Annotated in this window: 22 protein-coding genes; all 22 read right to left on the reverse strand. The window is 46.7% G+C overall.

Annotated elements, in window-relative coordinates:
• Positions 1-17: 17 nt before the first annotated feature.
• Entirely contained in the window at positions 18-629 is a 612-nt protein-coding gene (locus HFE01_RS07900) for a flavin reductase family protein (protein WP_025365106.1), read from the reverse strand.
• A 162-nt stretch (positions 630-791) separates the two neighbouring features.
• A complete protein-coding gene (locus tag HFE01_RS07905; RefSeq protein WP_107733441.1) occupies positions 792-1,574 on the reverse strand; it encodes a hypothetical protein in 783 nt (260 codons plus the stop codon).
• A 1-nt stretch (position 1,575) separates the two neighbouring features.
• The gene (locus tag HFE01_RS07910) at positions 1,576-2,835 is read right to left on the reverse strand and encodes a multi-tm2 domain protein (protein ID WP_107733440.1); all 1,260 of its coding nucleotides are present in this window, start codon (positions 2,833-2,835) and stop codon (positions 1,576-1,578) included.
• Positions 2,836-2,923: 88 nt separating this feature from the next.
• Positions 2,924-3,394: a hypothetical protein gene (locus HFE01_RS07915; protein ID WP_031461652.1), complete on the reverse strand. Its 471-nt coding sequence runs from the start codon at positions 3,392-3,394 to the stop codon at positions 2,924-2,926.
• Positions 3,391-3,996: an RNA polymerase sigma factor gene (locus HFE01_RS07920; protein WP_107733439.1), complete on the reverse strand. Its 606-nt coding sequence runs from the start codon at positions 3,994-3,996 to the stop codon at positions 3,391-3,393. The genes HFE01_RS07915 and HFE01_RS07920 overlap by 4 nt, the downstream gene beginning before the upstream one ends.
• 194 nt (positions 3,997-4,190) lie before the next feature.
• Complete coding sequence (locus tag HFE01_RS07925; RefSeq protein ID WP_107733438.1) at positions 4,191-4,919, reverse strand: DnaD domain-containing protein; 729 nt, start codon at positions 4,917-4,919, stop codon at positions 4,191-4,193.
• Between the two features lie 3 nt (positions 4,920-4,922).
• Positions 4,923-6,218: an asparagine--tRNA ligase gene (gene asnS, locus HFE01_RS07930; protein WP_016822173.1), complete on the reverse strand. Its 1,296-nt coding sequence runs from the start codon at positions 6,216-6,218 to the stop codon at positions 4,923-4,925.
• A 119-nt stretch (positions 6,219-6,337) separates the two neighbouring features.
• Complete coding sequence (locus HFE01_RS07935; protein WP_013371630.1) at positions 6,338-7,534, reverse strand: acetate/propionate family kinase; 1,197 nt, start codon at positions 7,532-7,534, stop codon at positions 6,338-6,340.
• A complete protein-coding gene (locus tag HFE01_RS07940) occupies positions 7,531-8,403 on the reverse strand; it encodes a 3-hydroxyacyl-CoA dehydrogenase family protein (protein ID WP_013371631.1) in 873 nt (290 codons plus the stop codon). Before HFE01_RS07940 ends, HFE01_RS07935 begins: the two co-directional genes overlap by 4 nt.
• Before the next feature lie 136 nt (positions 8,404-8,539).
• Complete coding sequence (locus HFE01_RS07945) at positions 8,540-10,042, reverse strand: AAA family ATPase (protein ID WP_016822174.1); 1,503 nt, start codon at positions 10,040-10,042, stop codon at positions 8,540-8,542.
• The gene (locus tag HFE01_RS07950; RefSeq protein ID WP_016822175.1) at positions 10,035-10,568 is read right to left on the reverse strand and encodes a hypothetical protein; all 534 of its coding nucleotides are present in this window, start codon (positions 10,566-10,568) and stop codon (positions 10,035-10,037) included. Before HFE01_RS07950 ends, HFE01_RS07945 begins: the two co-directional genes overlap by 8 nt.
• Positions 10,569-11,040: 472 nt before the next feature.
• On the reverse strand, positions 11,041-11,565 hold the full coding sequence (locus HFE01_RS07955; protein ID WP_031461655.1) for a cell wall elongation regulator TseB-like domain-containing protein: 525 nt from the start codon (positions 11,563-11,565) through the stop codon (positions 11,041-11,043).
• Positions 11,566-11,602: 37 nt separating this feature from the next.
• Entirely contained in the window at positions 11,603-12,904 is a 1,302-nt protein-coding gene (locus tag HFE01_RS07960) for an amidohydrolase (protein ID WP_016822177.1), read from the reverse strand.
• Positions 12,891-13,544 (reverse strand): redox-sensing transcriptional repressor Rex, encoded by a 654-nt coding sequence (locus HFE01_RS07965; RefSeq protein ID WP_016822178.1) that lies wholly within the window; start codon positions 13,542-13,544, stop codon positions 12,891-12,893. The genes HFE01_RS07960 and HFE01_RS07965 overlap by 14 nt, the downstream gene beginning before the upstream one ends.
• A gap of 27 nt (positions 13,545-13,571) precedes the next feature.
• Positions 13,572-16,454: an ATP-dependent DNA helicase DinG gene (gene dinG / locus HFE01_RS07970; RefSeq protein ID WP_044785193.1), complete on the reverse strand. Its 2,883-nt coding sequence runs from the start codon at positions 16,452-16,454 to the stop codon at positions 13,572-13,574.
• Positions 16,455-16,611: 157 nt separating this feature from the next.
• A complete protein-coding gene (locus HFE01_RS07975) occupies positions 16,612-17,244 on the reverse strand; it encodes a tetratricopeptide repeat protein (protein ID WP_016822180.1) in 633 nt (210 codons plus the stop codon).
• Between the two features lie 82 nt (positions 17,245-17,326).
• A complete protein-coding gene (gene panD, locus HFE01_RS07980) occupies positions 17,327-17,710 on the reverse strand; it encodes an aspartate 1-decarboxylase (protein ID WP_013371641.1) in 384 nt (127 codons plus the stop codon).
• On the reverse strand, positions 17,703-18,641 hold the full coding sequence (gene panC, locus HFE01_RS07985; RefSeq protein ID WP_044785195.1) for a pantoate--beta-alanine ligase: 939 nt from the start codon (positions 18,639-18,641) through the stop codon (positions 17,703-17,705). Before panC ends, panD begins: the two co-directional genes overlap by 8 nt.
• Positions 18,638-19,546, reverse strand: a complete 909-nt coding sequence (gene panB, locus HFE01_RS07990; protein ID WP_044785196.1) for a 3-methyl-2-oxobutanoate hydroxymethyltransferase — start codon at positions 19,544-19,546, stop codon at positions 18,638-18,640. The genes panC and panB overlap by 4 nt, the downstream gene beginning before the upstream one ends.
• Before the next feature lie 345 nt (positions 19,547-19,891).
• A complete protein-coding gene (locus HFE01_RS07995; protein ID WP_019687847.1) occupies positions 19,892-20,866 on the reverse strand; it encodes a biotin--[acetyl-CoA-carboxylase] ligase in 975 nt (324 codons plus the stop codon).
• Positions 20,859-22,181, reverse strand: coding sequence for a CCA tRNA nucleotidyltransferase (locus HFE01_RS08000; protein WP_107733437.1), 1,323 nt, complete (start codon positions 22,179-22,181; stop codon positions 20,859-20,861). The genes HFE01_RS07995 and HFE01_RS08000 overlap by 8 nt, the downstream gene beginning before the upstream one ends.
• Before the next feature lie 54 nt (positions 22,182-22,235).
• Complete coding sequence (gene bshA / locus HFE01_RS08005) at positions 22,236-23,399, reverse strand: N-acetyl-alpha-D-glucosaminyl L-malate synthase BshA (protein WP_016822185.1); 1,164 nt, start codon at positions 23,397-23,399, stop codon at positions 22,236-22,238.
• Positions 23,400-23,432: the final 33 nt, after the last annotated feature.

Here is a 23,432-nt window from a genome sequence, read left to right on the forward strand (position 1 = left end):
TAAAAAAACAACGTCCCCTATTGGGGACGCTCCAGCGTGAATTGCTCACCTAGCTTTGCATAGTTGTTTCCAGCCAACCGACTCACCGGACGCAACTCCTTGGCAATCACATATGTATTTTGGTACGCTTCCTCTGATAAATGATACTGCACTACGCGCCCAATTAATAGGTCACAGGCAGGTGTGTCCTCCTTGCCTCCCAGCGGTATCACCTTCTCCAAAATACATTCCATACGTATTTTCGCTTCAGTCACACCGGGAACTGCAATTTTTGTACTCTTTATTGGGGTGAGACCTGCCAGTGTAACCTCACTCTCCTCCGGCGACAGACGGGAAGCCGTCACATTCACTGCCCCCACATTGTCTTCGTCTGTAATATGTACGACAAAAGCATTGTGCTCCATCGCATTACGCGCTGTATCTTTAGAAACTCCATCGACACGCTGTACGGATACAGACAGCAGTGGCGGCTCGGCAGCAACGATGGAAAAATAACTGAACGGAGCACCATTCAGCACCCCTTCGCTGCTCAAAGTCGTTACAAACGCTACCGGCCTTGGGATAATACTCCCGGTCAACAGCTTATAATTTTCACGCTCTGTAAGTGTGTCAGGATTCAATGAAATCATTTTTTTCCTCTTTTCCGGTTACATTCGCTCTTCGAATGCATATCATCAAATTACGCCTGGTAAGCAATACATCTTGAACTATTGACATAGCTGAAAACCCAGGCTCCCTAACAAGTATCGCGCGTATAATGCAAAATGTAAAGCTGAAGCACGAAGCACTCTCTATTTTTCAACCACATTTCCCTGACTGTCACGCACAGTAACCGCTATTCCCTCAGGCACCGCAATGGTAACGTCCAGCTGATGATGTGTCTGCATAAAACGTGTGGGAACCTGGCTGAGAAGTACATATAGTGTGTCTCCAATTTGCTTTGTCTGATACAGCTCCGTTCCTTTGAAATCATCCTCATTGCCTGTATATATATAATTCCCGAACACATGCACCTCCGGTGAGGTGGTTGCGTCAATTTTGACCGCATAGGGATCTTCTCCCTGTACAATCACCTTGGTCACTCCGGCAGGAAGTTTTTCATGCCAGTCTGGGAGAGTCCTTGTTTCCTGAACCGAACTCATCATTTCTCTGACTTGCGGAGTGATGCCCAATGAGCTGACTAAGGCAAATCCGATACAACAAAAAACCAATATCGCCGTAATAAACATACTGAACAGATCATAGCGAATGCGCTCACGTGTCCCTTTCCAAGCGGTATACATTAAAATCTCCAGTCCCAGCAAAACAAACACGACAGGCCACCACGTCAACGCTTGATCCAGTATGCCCGCTCCCCAAAACTTAGAGGCAAACGTTACGCCGCCCAGCAGTACAAGAAAAAGTCCCATGGACAGCCTTCCAACTTTCCACACACCTGTTGGAGCGTTTGAGCTCTTGGAGGTGCCATTCTTATGGGATGAAGTACCCAATAAACCTATTGCCCCAGTCACGTCGCTCTGAGAGTGATGGGCTCCCTTAAAGGAAGCCTCACTCTTTGAAAATTCAGTATCCATTCTATCGTTTCTCCTTTGCTCGCTTCAATTTGGAATTGCCAATCATCATCCAAACACCGCCGCCAATTAATAGAAGAGAGACAATAATGGTTCTTAAATACATATCAACTAAATTGTAAATTTGTCCATCCGGGAACAGACGGTCCAGTGTCGGAACAAGTACGTTAATCAGGATGTAGTATGCACCCAGCAGAAGCAGTCCTAAGCCTACCCAGCGGTGATATTGAGCAAACATAGCGATCACAGGCTTGTCGATCAGCTGCTCCCGTCCATAACGACTTACCTGCTGCAATGCATCAAAAAAGCTGTAAAACCAGACCACCGGGATTAGAAACAAAAAGAGTGAAAGATGCAGCACGTCCAGTATATAGATAAATCCTAAAAACAGTAGCATGAGCTGTAGTCCACGTTTTTGCAACCCAATATACATATGTCCGGCACCGGGAAATACCGATAAAATGGTAGCCAGCATTTTACTACGACGTCCCTCAACTCTTCCATGCTCCAGTTCCTCAAACAAAGTCCGGTCCTGAAGAATGTCTCCAGCTTGTTTACGATGTACATGCTGCACCGCATCAAACATGCAATACAGCCAAATAATCGGCAACACGCCTGCAAACGCCAAAAATCCGGATTCGTTCGTTATGCTAGTAATAAAGATGAGGATCGCGCCAAAGCCAAAGAAGGATAACAGAAAAGACAAGCCACGCTGCATCAGCCCCAAATGAAGGTGCCCCAAACCCGGAATGAATGACAGCAAAATCGTAAAAAATCGTTCATTATCCGATCCTTTTTGAAAAGCAGGTGATCCTGCCATACCATAGTATCCTTGTTGATAATACCCGGGACCAGATCCCATACCTCCCCCCGTGGTATTCGTGCCTGTGTCTGTTGCTCCCTCCGGCACCTCTCCTGTTAAACCAGCCTCTCCATAAGGTTCACTTTGCGAGTAAAAGCCATATGGATTGGGTCCTGCATGAGGGGGGTATGGAGCAGCGACTGCACGAGGATCATAACGTAATAAGCTAATCACGATATGCAGCATGCAGAGTCCCCATAAAAGGGCAGCAATAAACATACCCACCAAAAAAAACGCTCCGTCACTTGCTACCACTGACAAAAATATTCCCCCTGCCAGACATCCGAAAAACAAAATCGTATAGACAAACGCATTGGCTTTTCTGGTCCAGTAATAGTGTCCTACACCCGGAATGATGTTCAATAGAAATGCCAATAGCTTGCTTCGTTCCGTATAAGGCATCGCTACACTTCCTTTCTATTTATGGAATCTTGGTAAAATTCCCAACTGAAGGTTGATTTTAAACTTGTTCATATTACCCTTAAGTCATTTAGGGCTTTAATTTATCGAGCCAGGTTGTCGTAGCTTGCATGACTTCTTCACTGTAAGAGACGCGTTCTTTTGAAGGAACTGGCTTATTGCCTGTTTGCGGCATCATTTTGTCAAAGGCTCCACTGGATAGCAAGATCAACGTCAGACTTGCGGCAATAACATAGTGGAACACAGGTTTTTCAAACCAACGACGTTTTTTGAACATAATTTGACTCGGTTCAGCTTCTATATTAGGAAGAACGGCCATTACCTGATCTGTGAAGCGCTCCGTATCCATCCAGGCAGAGTGTTCTTCCAATGTCGGCTCTAATTGCTCCAGTGCGACAAGATATAACATCAGCGCTTGTTCATCTTCCAACAAGAGCTTTTCCAGTCGGGTAGATTCCTCTATCGAACAAGTTCCTGTAATGTATGCATGCCAGTCATTCGTTTGCCCTTCCATCCACGGTCTATCCTGTTGGTCAGTCATTGCCATTCCTCCTCCTTCCAGTGATTCCGAATCCATAGTCGTGCCCGATAGAGTCTGGACTCTACCGTTTTTAAAGCTACCTGCGTCTCTTCTGCTATTTGATCGTAGGTTTTGCCCTGCATATAGTAGGCTTGAATAATATCTCGATGCTGCTGGGGCAACTGGGCGATTTTTTGTAATAGTTCTACCGTTTGCTCTTCGCGGATGAGACGGGCCAATACATCTTCATCCGGGGAAGGGAGCTGCACAAGGGATTGTGCCACGTCTATAAGCTCTGCGGGTCGCCTGTCTTGTTTGCGTTTAATATCCAGCGCTTTATGGAGCGCAATTCGGCTCAGCCACGTTTTAAACCCTTCGTTCCGGTACTGGGGGAGAGACTTGTACACTTGAACGAACGCCTCCTGCGCGGCATCCTCCGCTTCCTTGCTGTCATGCAGTACCGAATAGGCCACATGAAATACATGCTTGCTGTACAGCTCTACGATCTCACGGAACGCCTGCCGATCACCGGACCGGATTCGTTCAATGATTCTCTCTATATCAATGACGCTCTCCCCCTTCCCAATACTATAGACGCCAGGAATTTTTCTCCCCCTGCACATTTCGAAAAAAAAATTTAAAAAGGACACACCCTCCAATCGGAAAGGTGTGTCCTCTATCCTTAAAGTCTGCTTACTCACTTTAATTTCTGCCCTTCATGTGCACAGGCGTTACTCCACGGTTGTCCATGTATCGCCATCTCACTGTGAAAGTCATAGTGCATCAAATTACTATCCACAAGGCTCAATTTGCTACTTTAATTGCGACCGCCACCACGGAATCGCTGAGCATATTCTTTCGCATCCTGTGCATTACGAACCCGGTTTCGGCTCCACTCTAGCAGAATGCGATCTATATACCGGAAATGTACCTTCCCAGCAAACACCGCTTCCTTCAGAGCCAGCAAAATCAGTTCCTCCGGATATCGATCCTGATCCACCCAACTGCTGATCGTCTCATATTCCATCGGTGATAATGGTCGGCCGAATTCTTTCTCAAAAATCGTGAATAAATTTCGTTCTTCTGTAATGGGAGATTCCGATACTCCATTCAGTAAATCCGGCTTCCCGGCAAACAAAATGTCATCTTCATCGTGCTGCTCCGAACGCTCGGCGATCATACATTCAGCCAGCTTGCGATACAGACCCGCCAAGTTATAACGTTCAAATTGGACGGATGAACTGCGGTCTTCCACGGAATCTATTCGCAAAAACCCTTCTTTCATGAGCTTACTGAAATAAAGCGCGATTTCGTTTGCAGTGCACCCAATTCGAGCCTGCAATTGCTCCCATGTCGGAAATTCATTACGTTCCGCTTGTTTAAATGCAAGTAACTGCATCAGTAGCAGCATTTCACCATCCGTCAGCCGAAGCGTCCGATAATGCTTGAGCAAAGCGTAGGGAATTTGAACCATTCCGGTTTCCATAGCATAGGCTACTCCCTCCGCCCAATCTGCCGCTGATGTCTTATCAAATGATCCTGTCATTGATTATGGATACAAACGATACAGCATACGTGGGAACGGAATCGTTTCACGTACATGATCGAGTCCACAAATCCATGCTACTGTACGCTCCAGTCCCAATCCAAAGCCAGAATGCGGAACGGTACCATAGGTGCGCAGATCCATATACCATTGGTAGGCTTCGCGTGCCAGGTTATGCTCGTTAAAACGTTCTTCCATCAATGCTGGATCGTCAATTCGTTGGGAACCCCCGATAATTTCGCCATAACCTTCAGGAGCGATCATATCGGCACACAGAACAACCTCTGGGCGGGATGGGTCAGGTTTCATATAGAATGCTTTAATGTGAGTCGGCCAATGCGTAATGAACACAGGCTTGTTATATCTTTCGGCAATAGCTGTTTCATGAGGAGCACCGAAGTCTTCTCCCCACGGGATGTCGAATCCTTCACCTTGAAGGAAGGCAATCGCCTCATCGTACGTAATCCGTGGAAACTCACCTTGAATTTGCTCCAGCTTCGAAACATCGCGTCCGATAGCTTCAAGCTCCTTCGCACAATTTTTCAGAACAGACTGCACGATATGGCTTACAAACTGCTCCTGAACGCGCAAGGATTCTTCGTGATCCACAAAAGCCATCTCAGGCTCGATCATCCAGAACTCAATCAGGTGACGACGTGTTTTGGACTTTTCCGCACGGAAGGTTGGACCAAAGGAATATACTTTACCCAGCGCCATTGCCGCAGCTTCCATGTACAGCTGTCCGCTTTGTGTCAAATAAGCATCCTCGTCAAAATATTTGATGTGGAACAACTCAGTTGTACCTTCCGCAGAAGAAGGAGTCAAAATAGGCGGGTCTACCTTCGTAAAACCGTTGCCGTTGAAAAATTCCTGTACAGCACGGATAATTTCCGCCCGTATGATCAGAACCGCACGTTGCTTGGCGGAACGTAGCCACAAATGGCGATGATCCATCAGGAAATCTACACCGTGCTCTTTTGGGGTAATCGGGTAGTTTTCGGTCAAATGAATGATTTCAATACCTGTAACCGTTAATTCATAGCCCGATTGACTGCGCGGCTCCTCTCGCACGATTCCAGTTACATAAAGGGAGCTCTCTTGTGTCAGGGATTTGGCGTCATTCCAAATATCCTCAGACACTTCGCTTTTTACGATAACCCCTTGAATATACCCGCTACCATCACGTAGTTGCAGGAACTGAATTTTACCGCTAGACCGCTTATTGTTTACCCAAGCGCCAATTGTAACCGTTTCCCCTACATGGCGACCCACTTGGGCAATCGTACTTTTATTTGTCATGACCGTCTCTCTCCTTGAACCGAAAATCAAACAGCCCTCCCCCTTGGGTTAGGCTGTTTGGTGCATGTGGTACTTAAACCATAGTTCCACATGTATAAAGTTTACACTTACGGACCGAACTACTGAACCAGACGGAACGTGTCACGGGCAATTACCAGTTCTTCGTTTGTTGGAATGATCAGTACTTCTACCTTTGAATTTGCAGTTGTAATCCGGCGAATCTCGCCAGAACGAATAGCGTTCAATGATTCATCCAGCTCGATACCGAGGAATGTCAGTTGTTCCAACACTCTCTTACGCAGAACGATGGAGTTCTCGCCTACGCCTGCTGTAAATACAATTACGTCTACTCCGTTCATTGCGGCAGCATACGAACCAATATACTTGCGTAGACGGTATTCATACATTTCAAATGCCAATGTAGAATTAGCTTCGCCTTTTTCCATACCTTCAGTGATTTCACGCATATCACTGCTGATACCAGAAATAGCTAGAAGTCCACTATGCTTGTTCAGCATGGAATTGACTTCATTGACAGTCAATTCTTCTTTGTTCATGACATAAGGCACGATTGCTGGGTCCAAATCACCACTACGAGTACCCATCATAAGTCCTTCCAGTGGAGTCATACCCATGGAAGTATCTACAGACAAACCGCCTTGAACTGCTGTTACACTACCACCATTACCGATATGGCAAGTGATGATCTTCAAGTCTTCCAAAGGACGGCCGACAAATTTGGCAGCTTCCTTACTTACAAAGTCATGGGAAGTGCCGTGTGCACCGTAACGACGAACCTTATACTTATTGTACAACACTCTCGGTATGGCGTACATATAAGCTTTTTCTGGCATGGTTTGATGGAACGAAGTATCAAATACCACAACTTGCGGTACTTCTGGCATATTCAATTCAGCCGCTTTAATCCCCATCATGGATGCTGGGTTATGCAGTGGAGCCAGGTCGAACAAGCGACGGATTTCACTCTTCGCTTCAGGAGTTACGAGCGCTGACTGTTTGAAAATTTCGCCTCCATGAACCACACGATGGCCCACAGCCTGAATTTCGCTAATGCTGGAGATAACACCATGCTCTGCATCTGTGAGTGCATTCAGTACTTTACGGATGGCAGTAGTATGCTCCAAAATTTCGCTAACTTCAGTGTATTCTTCCTTATTGGTTGGTTTATGCGTCAGAATCGAAGAGTCCATACCGATGCGCTCTACCAATCCTTTTGCCAAAACGGACTCGTCCGTCATATCATACAATTGGTATTTCAGGGAAGAACTCCCTGCGTTGATTACGAGGATTTTCATATCCGGTCACCATCCTTGTCATACTTAAAGAAGCCTTCGCCCGATTTCACGCCCAGATTACCTGCACGTACCATTTTCTTCAGGACGATGGACGGACGGTATTTCAGTTCGCCAAATTCACGGAACATCCGCTCCAGAGCCGCCAAAACAGAATCCAGACCAAAGCGGTCAGCCATTTCCAAAGGACCGTTTTGGAAGTTGTAGCCGATACGCATAGCATCGTCGATATCTTCGGCAGAAGCTACGCCCTCTTGAAGTACATGAGCTGCTTCGTTAATCAGCAGACAGATAATCCGGCTAGTTACAAAGCCAGGAGATTCATAAATCATGACTCCTTTTTTCTCCACGATTTCTTCCACGAACATTTTCGTGTTTTCAAAGGTATCATCTGAAGTTTTCAAACCACGAATAATTTCTACAAGATCAATACGGGATACTGGATAAATAAAGTGCATACCAATAACACGCTCTGGATACTTGGTCGAGCTGGCAAGCTCGGTCAGGCTCAGCGTGGATGTATTACTTGCAAGGATGATGTTGCTTGGACATACATGATCCAGCTCTTGGAAAACAACTTTCTTCTCATCCAGATTCTCTGTAATGGTTTCAATGACCATATCACAGCTAGCGAGCTCCGCCAGATGGGATACTTTTTCAATACGAGATAAAATCAGTTTTTTCTCTGCTTGGGTAATTGCCCACTTTTCCAGTTGCTTATCTAGACTTGTTTCAATCATATTATAAGCGTAGTCTAGTTTCTCTGGTGTCTGCTCTACTAGCAGCACATCGATTCCTTTGGACGCAAGCATTTCAGAAATACCTTGTCCCATGGTGCCGCCGCCAATGACGCCGATTTTTTTAAATTGCATGGTTCTTAACTCCACCCTTTCCTGGTCACTCTCATATATTGTATCCTTCTTTGTCGAAAAATACATGTTTATGTCCCAATAGATAATAATATCTTAGCACGGACTAAAAGTAAAAAAAAATAACCAGCATAAAAAATTATGCTGGTAATAAAGCATTTTCACTAAATTGACATCTAAATTGATCTCCGGATAGCGTTTCTTCCTTCATCAAGATGTCAAGAGAATTGTCGAACACAGGACGATGCTTTTCCAACAACTCCAAAGTGCGGTTATGCAGGTCATTCATAATCTCGCCATTTTCCCGCATGAGTTCCTCTTTTGTAACCATTTCCATGTTAATAATCCCAAGAGAAGTTAAACCGGAAGTCATCATCGTATGAACGATGTTCAGTGCCTGCTCAAAATCATTACTTGAACCAGTACTTCGACCGCCGTAGTACATTTCTTCTGCTGTAGCACCTGCAAGCGAGATCATAATTTGCTCCTCCAGGTACTGCTTGGTATATAAATAATGCTCTTGCTGTGGGTTGTGACGCACGTAACCGAGCGCTTTCCCACGCGGGCTGAGCGCTACTTGACTTACACTACCAGGACGGACGATTTCAGCCATAATAGCATGTCCCAGCTCGTGAATCGCTACACGTTTTTTCTCTTCGAATGTCGATTCTCGGTCTGTTTTTTCGCCCATCATCACCTTGTCAATCGCCATGGACAGATGACTTTGCGCAATCATTTGCCGATCCTGTCTCATTGCATAGATAGCCGCTTCATTCATGACGCTCTCCAACTGTGCACCGGAAAAACCGTAAGACTCCTCTGCAATTTTGTCCAAATTAGCATCTTCCTGGATCGGTTTGTTTTTGGCATGAATTTTAAGGATATGAAGACGACCCTTTTTATCAGGTAAGTCTACTTGAATATGACGGTCAAAACGTCCTGGACGCGTTAAGGCGCTGTCCAACATTTCTTTACGGTTTGTTGCCGCAATGAGCAATATCCGCGGCGTATCTGCCGAATAAATGCCATCCATTTCTGTCAGCAACTGATTCAAAGTCTGATCATATTCTCGTTGCTGCCCACCCTCACGCTTACCGCCAATAACATCAATCTCATCAATAAAAATGATTGCATTTTCTTTCTTTTCCTTGGCTGCACGAGTGCGAGCCTCCCTAAACAACTCACGGACACGACCTGCACCAACACCTACATACATTTCAACAAATTCACTGCCTGAAGCTGCAACAAACACTGAATTGGTATAGTGTGCAGCTGCTTTCGCCATCAGCGTTTTCCCTGTTCCCGGAGGGCCTGTAAGCAAAACGCCTTTCAATGGACGAATGCCAAACTTGGAAATTTCATCATGACGATTCAAAAAATCCAAGGCTTCACGCAATTCCTGTTTAGCGCTTTCTTGTCCACCAATTTCCTCAAAAGTCAGCTTGTCCGGACCATTTTTTTTACGTTTGCGCTCTTGCCCGGCACCTACGGCCAAGCCGCCACGAGCATGCATGAGCATTAACAAGCCACTGAGCATCACGCCCGCAACAAGAAGAGGGATAATGTTTACCCCAATAAAAACGAGAAATATAATGGCCACCGGCACAATACCGATTAATATTTCCTTGATCCATCTAGGCATTAGGCCATACCCCCATTTGCTGAGATTGACGTGGCAAAACGATAAACTTCGTCGCATTGCCTTCGCTGAGTCGGATATAGACATTGTTCGAATCCATATCGGTATCAGCCTTGATACCTGTCTTTTTCTTTTTCATCTGCTCAACTGTAGATGAAATTTGAGTATACTTTTTATTTTCCATCGCTTCGGCTACAGGAAACATAGCCTCAGACCACCATTGATTCAGTGCTGAATTGGAACGATCTGCGATATCCAGCTTAATGGTGCGGCTGCCAATGATGGATTGCCCTTTTTGCTTAACCACATCGACTAATCCGGCCACATCCGCCTGCGGTTTGAGATCTAGTTTCAATACCACCTGATCCTGTTTAATATCTATTTGAGCGCTTGTCACGCCTGGATATTGAGATACCAGTTTTTCCAGAGGACTTTGCATTGTAACCTGACGGTAAATGAACCATCCTCCAAACATTAACAAGGCTGCCAAAACGGCCGCCACAACAATAGGAACTGCACGCAATTTCAAACAACATCCTCCTCTCAAAATGTAAAACCCAGAAGAAACGGGACGAATGTCAACAAACAACCAAATTGCATGATCTTATAATGATCAGCAACTCATTTATCTATCATTTTTGTCTATCACTTATAAAATATAGTATATCATAACGTAAATCTAATATCGAAGGCAATGTGTGGAGGAGTTGTGATAAGGCAAAAAGATGCTTCTGGCTTTTAGTCCAGCTTTGCGGAGCATTAAGTAAAAAGACGCAAATACGAATTAAATCGTATTTGCGTCTTTTTCTAATACTTTCAATCATTCCAAGCTATATAGACTGAGTATAAAAGTTATTTGGAGTGGCCCCATAGCTGTCAGCCAGCGGAGTGGAACACTTGAATCTGCAGAAGCGAAGCGATCGTAAGATCAAATGGACTACGCAGCGCTCCTAACGCTTTTGGGTACTCCCAAGCCACCGATCCACACTCTTAACATCGCGCTAGTAATTAGGCAAAGTATATTTTATCCCCGTCGATGCTCCATCTGAGAAACGGTAAAAGGTATAGTGGTGATGGCTTTCATCATCGTAAAACAGTTGCCATACATATTCGCCATTGAACACACTCGGTTGGAGCCTTACAATTTTTGCATTTGGAAGTTGCTGCTGAATTATCGCTGTCATTTTTTGCTCGTCGACTCCGTTTTTCATCAGCTCGGTATGAACACCGCTTGGATCTGCGGCAGGTATGTTAGGTTTCCCCTCCATTTTTTGAAAAGGAACCCACACCATTATATTTTCATTCTGTGCGTTTTTTCCTTGAACTACCCAATATATCTGATCCCACACAGACTTCCATGTCTGAGTCGTGCTAACCAGACCACCTGATTGCTTGGCCTTCATGATAGCGGCATTTTTCTCAGCCACCTGGTCTTGAGTAACATACGAATAATACCAGAAAATGCTGACCAGGATCAGTATTACGGCCAAAATGGCGACCGCTATCCATTTCTTCTTATTTTTCAAACCTGTGCTTCCTCTCTAAGGGGATGTGACACCTAAATTAGCGCGACAGCAGCCCTTCAAAGGCGGCTTGTGCCTCATGTTTGATACGTTCCTCGTCCATCGTCAGGCATTCGCCATTTTTCACAACCTGACGGCCGTCTACCCACACATGAGCCACGTCTTTGGCACTTGCAGAGTATACGGCATGAGAAATAAGATCTGTACGCGGCAAGAAATGGGCCTGATCCAGATCTAGCGCGATAAAGTCAGCCTTATTGCCTGCTGCCAGCGCTCCTACCTCTTTTAAACCAATCGACTTTGCACCATACTCTGTTGCCAGACGTAGTGCTTCATTTGCAGGAACTGCCGTTGGGTCGCCAGATACTCCCTTGTGAATGAGTGCCGCCAGACGCATTTCCTCGAACATATCCAGGTTATTATTGCTGGCAGGACCATCTGTTCCGAGTGAAACAGTAACTCCTGCACGCAGCAATTCAGGCACTCTAGCTACACCACTTGCCAGCTTCAAGTTGCTGCCTGGATTATGCGATACCGCCACACCTCGTTCCGCTAACAAAGCTATTTCTTCGTCGTTCAAGTGAACGCCGTGGGCAACAAGTGAAGGACGGGAGAAAAAGCCAAGCTTATCTAAGTGTGCAACTGGACGCAAGCCGTAGTCGCGTACGTTTTGTTCAACTTCGGCGATCGTCTCGGACATGTGCGTATGCAATGGTAAATCGAGATCATGTGCTGCTTGAACAAATTTCTCAATAAACGCAGGCGGGCATGTGTATGGGGCATGAGGAGACATCATTGTTGTGATACGTCCGTCTGCTTTTCCATGCCAGTTACGCGCAAAAGTCACGGCCTCAGCTAGCTTGATCCGTTGTTCTTCTTCTGAACAGAGTCCAATGGCTCCACGCATCAAGCTTGCACGAATGCCCGACTCTTCAGCTACACGAGCCACCTCATCCATATGATCGTACATATCCAGGAAAGTCGTGGTTCCACCTTTCAGCATTTCCAGCACTGACAAAGAAGTTCCCCAGTACACATCCGTAGATGTAAACTTGGCTTCCATAGGCCACATTTTTTCCTGAAGCCACACTTGAAGTGCCAAATCATCTCCATACCCTCGCAGCAGAGACATCGCCGCATGACCATGAGTATTGATCAGACCAGGTAAAAACAATAACCCCTTGCCGTCGATTGCTTCTGTCTCTTCCTCACCCGCAGGCAAAGTCTCGCCAATGTAAGTAATACGGCTATCCTCCACAATCATAAAACCATGGATTACCCCAGCCTCGGGTCCATTCACGGCAAACGAGCCGTTTTTAATCATCCATTTATTCACTGTCATATTGTGCTTCTTCCTTTCCGTCCTCCAGATAATAAGCGAGGCTAAGCAAATCAGTTGTAAAGTCTGTGGCATGTATCCGAATGTTAGCCGGTGCCTTGAGAATGATAGGTGCAAAGTTCAAAATCGCTCCAATTCCACTCTCAATCAGCCTATCAGCTACGTGCTGTGCCTCAAAATCAGGTACAGTAATAATCCCGATTCGTATATTTTTTTCTTTCACAGTCGCTTCCAGTTCATCCATCGGCTGTACGACCAAAGTATTGATTCTGGTCCCAACCTTATCCGGGAACGCATCAAAAACCGCCACAATCTTCATATTGTCTTTTAAATAAGCATTATAGTTCGATAGGGCTTGACCCAGATTACCTGCTCCGACCAATACTACATTAATTTGCTGGTCGATTTTCAGGATATGGCGTATTTTCTCGATTAGATAAGAAACATCGTAACCGATGCCCTTCCGACCAAAATCGCCAAAATAGGCAAGATCTTTACGAATTTGGGCCGGATTCAAATCTAACCTCTGTCCCAGCTCTTGAGAAGAGACCGTAGCCACCTCCCGTTTGTGCAGTGCATTCAGATAACGTAAATATACGGGTAATCTCCGTACGACAGCCTCTGAAATTTTATCTGATTTCATACTTGCTCCCCCTAATTGTAACGGACTTTAAGTGTCCGTCCGTTGTGCCTCTGTCTCCGGGGCGGATTGGAGCCATTCAGCGATGCGGGGCACCATTTGCTCCGATGGCATATGCTCCATTTTTGGTCCCGGTAACGAGTACAAAAAGTGCTTTCCATAATAGGATTCGATCACACGCGTATCGTAAACGATGACGACTCCGTGGTCGCTCGCTGTACGTACCAATCGCCCAAATCCCTGTTTGAAGCGAATAACTGCTTGTGGTACAGACAGCTTCATAAATGGATTCTTCTTCTGCTGCTGGAGCAACTCGCTTTTAGCCTCCAGTAACGGGTGGTTGGGCGGTTGAAACGGCAAGCGAACGATAGCCAGACAAGTCAAAGCTTTCCCTGGAATATCGACGCCTTCCCAGAAGCTACTGGTTCCCAGCAATACAGAAGCTTTCGCTTCCTGAAAACGGCGGGTTAGCTTGCTGCGACTCCCACTGTCCACACCTTGTCCTAACACGGTAATATCGCTGGACGCTAACGCCTCTTTGAGCGGCTCATACACTTGCCGGAGCATCCGATAGGAAGTAAACAGAACGAGCATTCTCCCCCGCGTCGCCTGGGCAGTCGCTCCTAGAGAGCTAACGAGCATCTCTACAAAATGTGCATCTCCTACACTGCCCTTCACACTCGGAAAATCTCGCGGAATGACCAGCAACACCTGATCCCTATAATTAAAGGGTGATGGGAGCTGTGACGTCATTAATCGTCCTTGATCTGCGGCCTCCTGCAAACCGAGTTGATCGGTCATGTACTGAAACGATTTATCTACCGATAAAGTAGCAGATGTCAGAATAATACTTCTTTTTTTGTCAAAAAACATTTCTTTCAACTGGCGGCTCACATCGACGGGCACCGCATAAAATTGCAATGATTTACTACGGAATTGTCCACTCGCTTCAAGCCAATATACGGTTGTTTCATCATCGAGTCGTATAAAGAAGCGCAAATTTTCCCTAATCCCCGCCAAATCCTTAAGCAGACCCGTGATATCTGTAATGAGACTATCCGCCGCATAATCGTCATGTTCTTCCTTGACATCCAGCATCAGCTTGTCGCCCTTGCGCAAAATTTCGCTCAATGTTACATAAAGCTGATTTTCCAATGCCGCCGCCTGATCCCACTTTGCAGGCTTGGCTGACGGTTTGAGACGCGAAGAAAATTGCCCCGTTTCACCTGGTGTGGCATCAGTTCGCTCCGGCAACATGCCAAACAGCTTATCGCTTAGTAGGTCCCAAGTTTCCTTAACCTCTAACACAAGTGGGTACAACTGATCAATGACCGAGGCCCATTCCGTCGACTTCTCATGCCCCGATTTTGCCAACTGCTGACGTAACGAAGGCAATTGCCCATTCTTGCTGTCCTTGAACAATCGAGTCAGCGTATGCACGAGTGTGAAATATTTCATATGCATGCCCAGGTGCTTACCAGCTACTTCCTCTAGATGATGTGCCTCATCAATCACCAAGTGTTCATAGCTAGGCAACAGTTGATGACTTGCTTTGACGTCGGTGAACAGCTTGGAGTGATTCGTTATAACCACATCCGCTGTTCCTGCTTCATGACGTGCACGATGATAGTAGCATTTGCGGAACCATGGACAAGAACGACCAAGACAGGACTCGGAATCACTAGCAACCGTTTCCCAAAAATCCCCTCCACGATTGCTCAGGTTTAGTTCCTCATCATCACCGGTTTCTGTCAGAGTCAGCCAGACAATCATTTGAGCCGCTGTAATCAAGTCTTCCTTTGGTGTCGCGAAGTCTCTTCTGTTTATTTTATGTTCAAACTTACGCAGACACAAATAATGCCCCCGTCCCTTAAAGATGGCAGCCCGGAACGGGAACGGAATCACTTTGGTCAGCATCGGAATATCACGCTCTCGCAATTGCTCCTGCAGATTAATGGTATGCGTGCTTACGGTGACCCTCTGCCCATATTTTACACTGTGATACAGTGACGGAAGCAAATAGCCCAGGGACTTCCCTGTTCCTGTACCCGCCTCAATCAACAAATGCTTATCTTGACTCAGGGCTTGATTTACACCCTCAATCATTTGTATCTGCGCCTCGCGCTCCTCATATTGGCTCAAGGATGAACGCAAATTGTCCCGTACATCATCCATATACTGCTCAAAGGAAACGCCTGACAGTGGATTCGGGTCATCTTCTCTGCGTGGAGCAGCCAGTTCAGTCCAATCTTCCACTTTAAGCGCAAGCTGACGAAAAAACTGATGTTTCTCCAAATCCTGAATAGGATCTAGCTCTTTCTCTTCTCGTATGCCGTCAAGAAACCAACCCAGGTCGCTGTCTTCCTCTGCGAACAAATCGCTAAGCCGCTGTATCGTTATCAGAGGCAGTGCTTGAAGCTCACCCAGACACTTTAAAAACACCTCAGCCGTAGCCAACGCGTCGCTGTCTGCTTGATGAGGGCGGTCATGCGCCAGCCCAAACTCTGAGGAAACAAAACCTAGCTGATAAGAAGATAACGATGGAAACATAATTTTCAGAAAATCCATCGTATCCAAAATTCTACCGCTAAAGGGTAAATATCCACACCGGTCCAAAGCGCTTTGCAAAAAATTAAAATCAAACGCCACGTTATGACCGACGAGTACGACATCGTCCAGCATAGGCACGAGCTCCATCATCATTTCTTCGAGTGCAGGTGCATCCTTGACGTCATCGTCTGTAATTCCGGTCAATCCGGTGATAAAAGGTGGAATAGATCTGCCAGGGTTTACATAAGAGCCGTAAACACGGGAAATGCTGTTATCATGATCTATAATTGCAAGTCCGACTTGAATGATGTCATCCGCGGACTGGGTGCCTGTCGTTTCAAAATCCAATACCGCAAATTTCATTCGAGCTTAATCCTTTCTTATGACACATACAATAATAATAACTCTGTATAATAGCATAGCAGAAGATTGCCTGTTTGGAAATTAAGACAGCCAAAAAAGACGATGCACACGCCGCCTAAGGAGGTGGGCATGCATCGTCTTACTCGGTGTCTGACAACTACATCCAGGTCAACATGGAGCTGTCGTAGCGAAGCTTTTCGACACCGGACAAACAGGCTTGCATATTGTGCAGTGGCTCGGGCAACGTTGGATCGAACTGATGCGCGAGAGCAAAATATTTTTGCGCCTCTTTTACGTCAGCCTGCTTTGCCATCAAACAACCCAGCGCATTATAGATGACCGCTTTTAGCCCTGGCTGTTCAGTCAGGTGCAGCACCTTTTGAAACTGGCTTATAGCCTCTGCTGGATCATCCAGTTGAAAATGAGCCATTCCCATATACATGTGACTCTGCCAGCTGTTCGGAAAATGCTGTAGCACCTGCTCAAATTGCTGGATTGCCTCCGGGTACATAAGTAAGCGATAATACCCCTGCCCCCGGTTAAATGCCGGTAGCTCCTTTTCAGGCAGCTCAGCGTCAGACATGTCGGCCTCTGCAGAAAATCCTGCTGCACGCAGGTAAACCATTTTTTCCTCAAAGGCCAGCCACTCATCCATAATTCCGTCACTCATTCTCCGCAGCAGACTCCAGTGCTGTAGCAGCTCCTGTCTGCGGGGGCCCTGGGCTGATGGGTAATGCTTCACGATATCATCTAACATGCTGTTCATTTCTGCGAATACATGCTGGAACATGTGCATCCCGCCCTTACGAAAGATGGATTAATACACTCACATTTTTCGCTTAAAAGACGGGTTTCATCCGCATTCCCATTCATTACATGATCGTTGCATGTACTTCCTTGTTCATCGTTTGGGCTGGTTTATTATGTTCATCCACAAATACCACAGTTGGTTTGTATGTTTTGGCCTCTTCATTTGACATGGAAGCATAGGAAATAATAATGACTGTATCACCGGGCTGGACCAGACGGGCTGCCGCACCGTTGAGACAAATCACGCCGCTCCCACGCGGTCCGGGGATCACATAGGTTTCCAGTCGAGCTCCATTATTATTGTTTACAATTTGAACCTTTTCATTCTCCAGTAGATCCGATGTCTCCATTAAATCCTCATCTATGGTGATACTTCCCACGTAGTTCAGGTTAGCTTCGGTAACCGTCGCGCGGTGAATTTTTGATTTCATCATAGTTCTAAACATGGGAAAGTACCTCCACTTTCTGTATTCTTATATTATCAATCAGTCGGGTATTCCCAAATTTTACGGCTAGCGCAACAATGACATCTTCTTGCACATCACATAGGCGCTGCCCAGGGCGAAGGGGCTCCAGGCCAGGAAATGTTAATATTTCAATATAGTCAATATCTGCCAAAGGAGATGAGGCGATGGTCGACTCCACCATTTGATGCAACTGCTCAATCGTAATGGTGTTCTGTACAATATCTTCGCTCACTTCTTGCACCTTGAGCAGTGACTGGGACAGCACTAACGCCTGCTCTCGCTGTTCCGCACTTAAATAGACATTACGGGAGCTAAGGGCCAAACCATCGGCCTCTCTAACGATAGGACAAGGTATGAGGGTCACATTCATATTAAGATCAGTCACCATTTGTTGAAGCACAGCAACCTGTTGCGCATCCTTCATGCCAAAGAAGGCCAAATCAGGACCTATCACGTTGAAGAGCTTGGCTACCACTGTAGTCACACCATCAAAATGGCCAGGACGGGAAGCGCCGCACAAGCGGTCTGTCAAAGCGGATACGCGAATTTTGGTTTGAGTTGGCTGTGGATACATTTCTGCTACAGTCGGCAAAAAGACAATATCCACGCCTTCGCGCCGTGCTACTTCCAGATCACGAGCTTCATCGCGAGGATAGCTGTCCAAATCCTCGGTAGGTCCAAATTGAATCGGATTAACGAAAATACTAAGCACGACCGTATCTGCCATTTCACGCGCCTTTTGCATCAAGCTCGCGTGTCCTTCGTGCAGGTATCCCATTGTTGGTACAAAGCCGACTTTATGTTGTTGTACAGAGGCAGAATCGTGTACCATTTTTGCTCTATTGGCCCCAAGCTGCCGACGCTCGGCAATAATCTTACGCAGTTGAGCCACTTCTCTTACGATGATCATGACTGTGATTCCACCTTTTCCTTAGCTTGTTCCTGCGCTTGTCCTTTTGCCTGACCGTACAAGGACTCCAGGGACTCCAAAACGCGATCATCCGCGCTGAACACATGCTCTGCGGCCGGGAATGCCCGCCCTTTCACATCGTTCACATACTGCTCAATGCTGCTGCGGATCAAGCCGCCTACATCGGCATAGGTTTTAACAAAACGTTTACTGAAATATGGCGATGCATATTGAATTAGATCGTGATAAACAAGTACCTGACCGTCACATCCACGTCCTGCACCGATTCCAATGGTTGGAATGGAAAGTTCCTTAGAGATCGCCGTTGCCACTTCCTCAGTCACCAATTCCAGTACAATACCAAAGGCACCCGCCTGCTCTAACGCCTTGGCATCAGCCATTAAACGGCGTGCGTCTGCTTCGTCCTTACCTTGAATGCGATAACCTCCAATCTGATTAACCGATTGCGGAGTAAGTCCGATATGTCCTAGCACAGGTACACCTGCCTGAACAGTCGCTTTTACGACATCGGCAATTTCAGCTCCGCCCTCCAATTTAACAGCATGCGCATGTCCTTCCTGCATCAGACGACGGATGCCTTGAAGACTTTCAGATATGCTGCCGTGATATGTCATAAAAGGCATGTCCGCTACGATGAACGTATGCTCGGCGCCTCTTGCCACTGTCCGGGAATGGTACACCATATCATCCAAGGTCACAGGAATGGTTGAATCGTAACCAAGAACTACGTTACCCAGCGAGTCACCCACGAGAATGATATCAATTCCCGCCTCCTCGGCAATTTTAGCCGATGGATAATCATAGGCGGTCAGCATACTGAGCGGAATGCCCTCTTGCTTCATTTTTTTCATTTTTACAATATTCAGTGCTTGTTTTCCTGCCATTGCGAATGGCTCCCTTCCATCTTTTTTTGGCACAAAAAATAACCTTTTATGAACGCCTGTACATATGCGTCATCAAAAGGTCCGAACAGCCAAAAAAGACACTCATTTTGAGATCGTCCCTTCTGTCTCGGTCCTGTTCGGCTCAGAGCAGAATCCAACGTAACCTTCAAATGAAGTTATGATGGTCTTACAAACTTACTAAAGTAGAGCATGTGCCCTTGGAGTGCAGCTCGGACCGTCCGATGCCGCCTCCTGCACAGTATAACAAAAAATATCAGCTTTTTCACGTGAAGTTTTACACAGGAAACAGAAAGATTGTGGTCGTATGCTCAGCTAGGGTCGCTTCTACAAATGTATATCCCCTGATATGACCTGGATTCGCTCACCGTGGTCCGTTTCAATTACAAGTGCTCCTGAAGGGTCCAAGCCAACCGCTGTACCTTCTACCGCCATCCCTTGTCCCGTATGTGCCCGTACGCTACGGTTCATCGTCACGGATAACGCCTCCCAAAGCATGGCTATAGGCTGGAACCCCTGATCGGCATATAGCTTGCTTAGCTGCTCCATTTCTTCCAAAACAGCAGCAATCAGCGCAGTACGGTCAATTTCAAGCCCTGCCTCTATTTTCAAAGATGTCCCTACATGGGATAACTCTTCCGGGTAATCTTCTACATTCAAATTAACGTCAATGCCAATCCCTGCAATGCAGTAGCGAACCCGTTGATCCTCTGTTGCAGATTCCAGCAGAATACCGGATACCTTGCGACCATGAATCAGCAGATCGTTGGGCCATTTGATGCCTGCCTCTACACCCGTCAGTCGGCGAATAGCCCTACACACCGCCACGCCTGTTAACAGCGTTAGCTGAGGGGTAAAGGCCAAGGGCTGGGTGGGGCGCAATACAATGCTCATCCAGATACCTTTGCCGCGAGGAGAATACCATTTGCGCCCCAAACGTCCCCGACCTGCCGTTTGTTCCTCCGCAAGCACTAACGTTCCCTCCGGCGCACCCTCTTCTGCCAAACGCATTGCATCCTGCTGAGTGGATACCGTTGAGTCCAGAATAACGATACGCTGACCAAACGATTGAGTGGTTAACATACCTGCCAATTTGGAAACTTCCAGCCGGTCTGGCTGAGATATCAGCCGATAGCCCCGCCGTGAGGAGGCATCGATATTATAACCCAGCTCACGCAGTTTGTTGATCTGCTTCCATACCGCTGTACGACTAACCGACAGTCGTCGGCTAATCTCCTCCCCGGATACGTAATCGGATGAACCTTCCTCCAGTATGCCTAACAATCTTTCATGATTATTCACTACTCATCACCCGTTTCACTTCCTGAAGCAATGTTTCTGTTTCATTCGGGATATCTCCGCAAGCGACCGCTTGTAAAAGCCGTTCCATCATCTGTCCCAGCCAAGGTCCACCTGGTCGATTCATTGCCTGAACCAGTTCATTTCCAGTAATATTTAAATCCTTGATACGAACGACGACCGCCTGCTGTGTCCACGAGTTTGCCAGTTCGGCAATTTTCTTCACATGCTTTTCTACCCATGGCGGTAATCCGCGAAACGAAGAAGGCAGTGTCTTGTAAAGCTCCAGCCAATCTGTAGCTGTGTCCTTTCCCAGCTTAATTAACAAACGAATCCAGCTACGACGCAGCGCCTCAACGTTGATACGGTCGGAATCCCCCGAAACTGAGTTGCCAGCTATGGCAACAGCATGACTGATGAGCTCAGTCTCCCATTCCAATAAATGAACCAAACGTAGACGTACAGCGTTGGAGAAAGTCCAAGCTCTTAAAAGCTCGTCCGCTGCCTCTGAGCTAAGTCTACAAGACATAAGAAGCAAACCCCACCGCAGTTCTGCTGGCAGCTGCACGATCTCCTGGAGCGCCTGTGCGTCACATTGTTCCCAAGGAACCGGAACCTTCGTACAGCCCAGCAATCCGCTACGGCCCAGCATCTCCAGTCCACGTAATGGGTCAGGTCCCGCTAGCACCTTTTCTAACTCGACTCGCACCCGTTCCATGGCTATGTATTGAAGTCCCTCTCTGCGACGAATCATACCTTTCCAAGTATTGTAGGCCACTCGGAACCGAAATACAGAGGCAAAACGGATGCAGCGCAGCATTCGCAGCCCGTCCTCTTCAAAACGTTCCTCAGCTCGTCCCACACAACGAACGAGAGAGGCTCGCAAATCTGCTTCCCCTCCAAACGGGTCCACTCGCTCCCCATGTTCAGCCATCGCGATCGCGTTCATCGTAAAATCGCGCCGCATCAGATCCTCACGGATGTCCTTCACAAAGGATACTTCCGTCGGACGGCGGTGATCGGTATAACCGCTTTCCGTACGAAAAGTGGTCACCTCGAACGCATGACCGTCCTGCATGACCGTTACCGTCCCATGCTGGATTCCTGTCGGAATAACATGAAGGAATAGTGCTAAGACCTCTTCAGGCTCAGCCGAGGTGGTCAGATCCATATCATGAATAGCACGTCCTAATAGCTCATCCCGCACACAGCCACCGACCCAATAAGCTTCGTGGCCTGCTGTGGTTAGTGTATGTATGACCTCTCTGCCGTGAAGAGCCATCTCTGGGTCAGCATGTTGCCAAGTATTTGTATTCACAGGGTTTCCCCCTTTGCAAGTATTCAATAAAAAAACGGACGCGAGTCCGCCCCCTTAAACGCTGATCGGTTTAAGATCCGGCACCTCGCGTCCCAACACACGGTAATAAATCTCTTCATATTGACGAGTAATCAGCTTATCACAGAATACGGTACGTGCGCGTGTCAGGCACGCTTCACGGAAACGTTCCGCCATTGCTTCATCGGACAACAGTTCTACAGCATATTCTGCCATCGCCTCTGTATTACCGATTTCAGCCAGATACCCCGTACTTCCATGTACAACGAGTTCAGGTACTCCTCCTGCCTGAGAACCGATTGTTGGTACTCCACAAGCCATGGCTTCCAGCGCAACTAGACCAAAACTTTCTTTCTCCGACGGAAGCAACAGCACATCTGCCATAGAAATCACTTCTGCGATTTGATCCTGCTTACCTAAAAAGAAGACTTTGTCCTGCAAGCCTAAACTTTCGATTTTACAACGAATTTTCGGAAGATCCGGTCCTTCTCCCACCAACAGCAGCTTCGCAGGTACCTTTTGTTGCACTCTGTCGAAAATATCCAGCACATCTCCCACCCTTTTGACAGGACGGAAATTGGAAATATGCATCATAATTTTTTCGTGCGGTTGGGCAAAATCTCTCCTAAGCGCAGCAGCATCTCGTGGATAATATACTCGTTTATCTACAAAGTTGTAAGTCAAATCAATAGGTCGTGTTATTTCCAACGCATCAATCGTCTCCCGAATCAAATCTTTGGAGACGGCTGTCACAGCGTCACTTTTGTTAATAGCCAGTCGAATCAGATCCTTTAATGATTCATCCTGTGCCAACACTGTAATATCTGTACCGTGCAGGGTGGTAACCACTTTCAAATGATCGCCCACCATTTCCTTCGCCAAATAAGCGCATACTGCATGCGGGACAGCATAATGGACATGGAGTACATCCAAATTCTTCATTTGAGCCACCTGGGCCATTTTTGTGGCTAGCGACAAATCATATGGCGGATATCTAAACACGTAATAATCGTTAACCTCAACTTCGTGATAAAAAATATTCTTCTGGAACGCCCCGCCTAATCTGAACGGAATGCTATTGGCAATAAAATGGACCTCATGTCCTTTTTCTGCCAGCAACTTGCCCAGCTCCGTAGCCACAACGCCAGAGCCACCCAGCGACGGATAACAGGTAATCCCAATTTTCAGTTTGTCATTCAAGCTAAGCTGCCTCCTTCCGTCCATCCATAATCA

This window comes from Paenibacillus sp. EKM10P (assembly GCF_011800655.1).
Lineage (GTDB): Bacteria > Bacillota > Bacilli > Paenibacillales > Paenibacillaceae > Paenibacillus > Paenibacillus polymyxa.

Bases quoted from the DNA above. Each gene is read 5' to 3' on its own strand.
- HFE01_RS07900 (WP_025365106.1), bottom strand. From the start codon at position 629: ATGATTTCATTGAATCCTGACACACTTACAGAGCGTGAAAATTATAAG.
- HFE01_RS07905 (WP_107733441.1), bottom strand. From the start codon at position 1,574: ATGGATACTGAATTTTCAAAGAGTGAGGCTTCCTTTAAGGGAGCCCAT.
- HFE01_RS07910 (WP_107733440.1), bottom strand. From the start codon at position 2,835: ATGCCTTATACGGAACGAAGCAAGCTATTGGCATTTCTATTGAACATC.
- HFE01_RS07915 (WP_031461652.1), bottom strand. From the start codon at position 3,394: ATGACTGACCAACAGGATAGACCGTGGATGGAAGGGCAAACGAATGAC.
- HFE01_RS07920 (WP_107733439.1), bottom strand. From the start codon at position 3,996: ATGTGCAGGGGGAGAAAAATTCCTGGCGTCTATAGTATTGGGAAGGGG.
- HFE01_RS07925 (WP_107733438.1), bottom strand. From the start codon at position 4,919: ATGACAGGATCATTTGATAAGACATCAGCGGCAGATTGGGCGGAGGGA.
- asnS (WP_016822173.1), bottom strand. From the start codon at position 6,218: ATGACAAATAAAAGTACGATTGCCCAAGTGGGTCGCCATGTAGGGGAA.
- HFE01_RS07935 (WP_013371630.1), bottom strand. From the start codon at position 7,534: ATGAAAATCCTCGTAATCAACGCAGGGAGTTCTTCCCTGAAATACCAA.
- HFE01_RS07940 (WP_013371631.1), bottom strand. From the start codon at position 8,403: ATGCAATTTAAAAAAATCGGCGTCATTGGCGGCGGCACCATGGGACAA.
- HFE01_RS07945 (WP_016822174.1), bottom strand. From the start codon at position 10,042: ATGCCTAGATGGATCAAGGAAATATTAATCGGTATTGTGCCGGTGGCC.
- HFE01_RS07960 (WP_016822177.1), bottom strand. From the start codon at position 12,904: ATGACAGTGAATAAATGGATGATTAAAAACGGCTCGTTTGCCGTGAAT.
- HFE01_RS07965 (WP_016822178.1), bottom strand. From the start codon at position 13,544: ATGAAATCAGATAAAATTTCAGAGGCTGTCGTACGGAGATTACCCGTA.
- dinG (WP_044785193.1), bottom strand. From the start codon at position 16,454: ATGAAATTTGCGGTATTGGATTTTGAAACGACAGGCACCCAGTCCGCG.
- HFE01_RS07975 (WP_016822180.1), bottom strand. From the start codon at position 17,244: ATGTTCCAGCATGTATTCGCAGAAATGAACAGCATGTTAGATGATATC.
- panD (WP_013371641.1), bottom strand. From the start codon at position 17,710: ATGTTTAGAACTATGATGAAATCAAAAATTCACCGCGCGACGGTTACC.
- panC (WP_044785195.1), bottom strand. From the start codon at position 18,641: ATGATCATCGTAAGAGAAGTGGCTCAACTGCGTAAGATTATTGCCGAG.
- panB (WP_044785196.1), bottom strand. From the start codon at position 19,546: ATGGCAGGAAAACAAGCACTGAATATTGTAAAAATGAAAAAAATGAAG.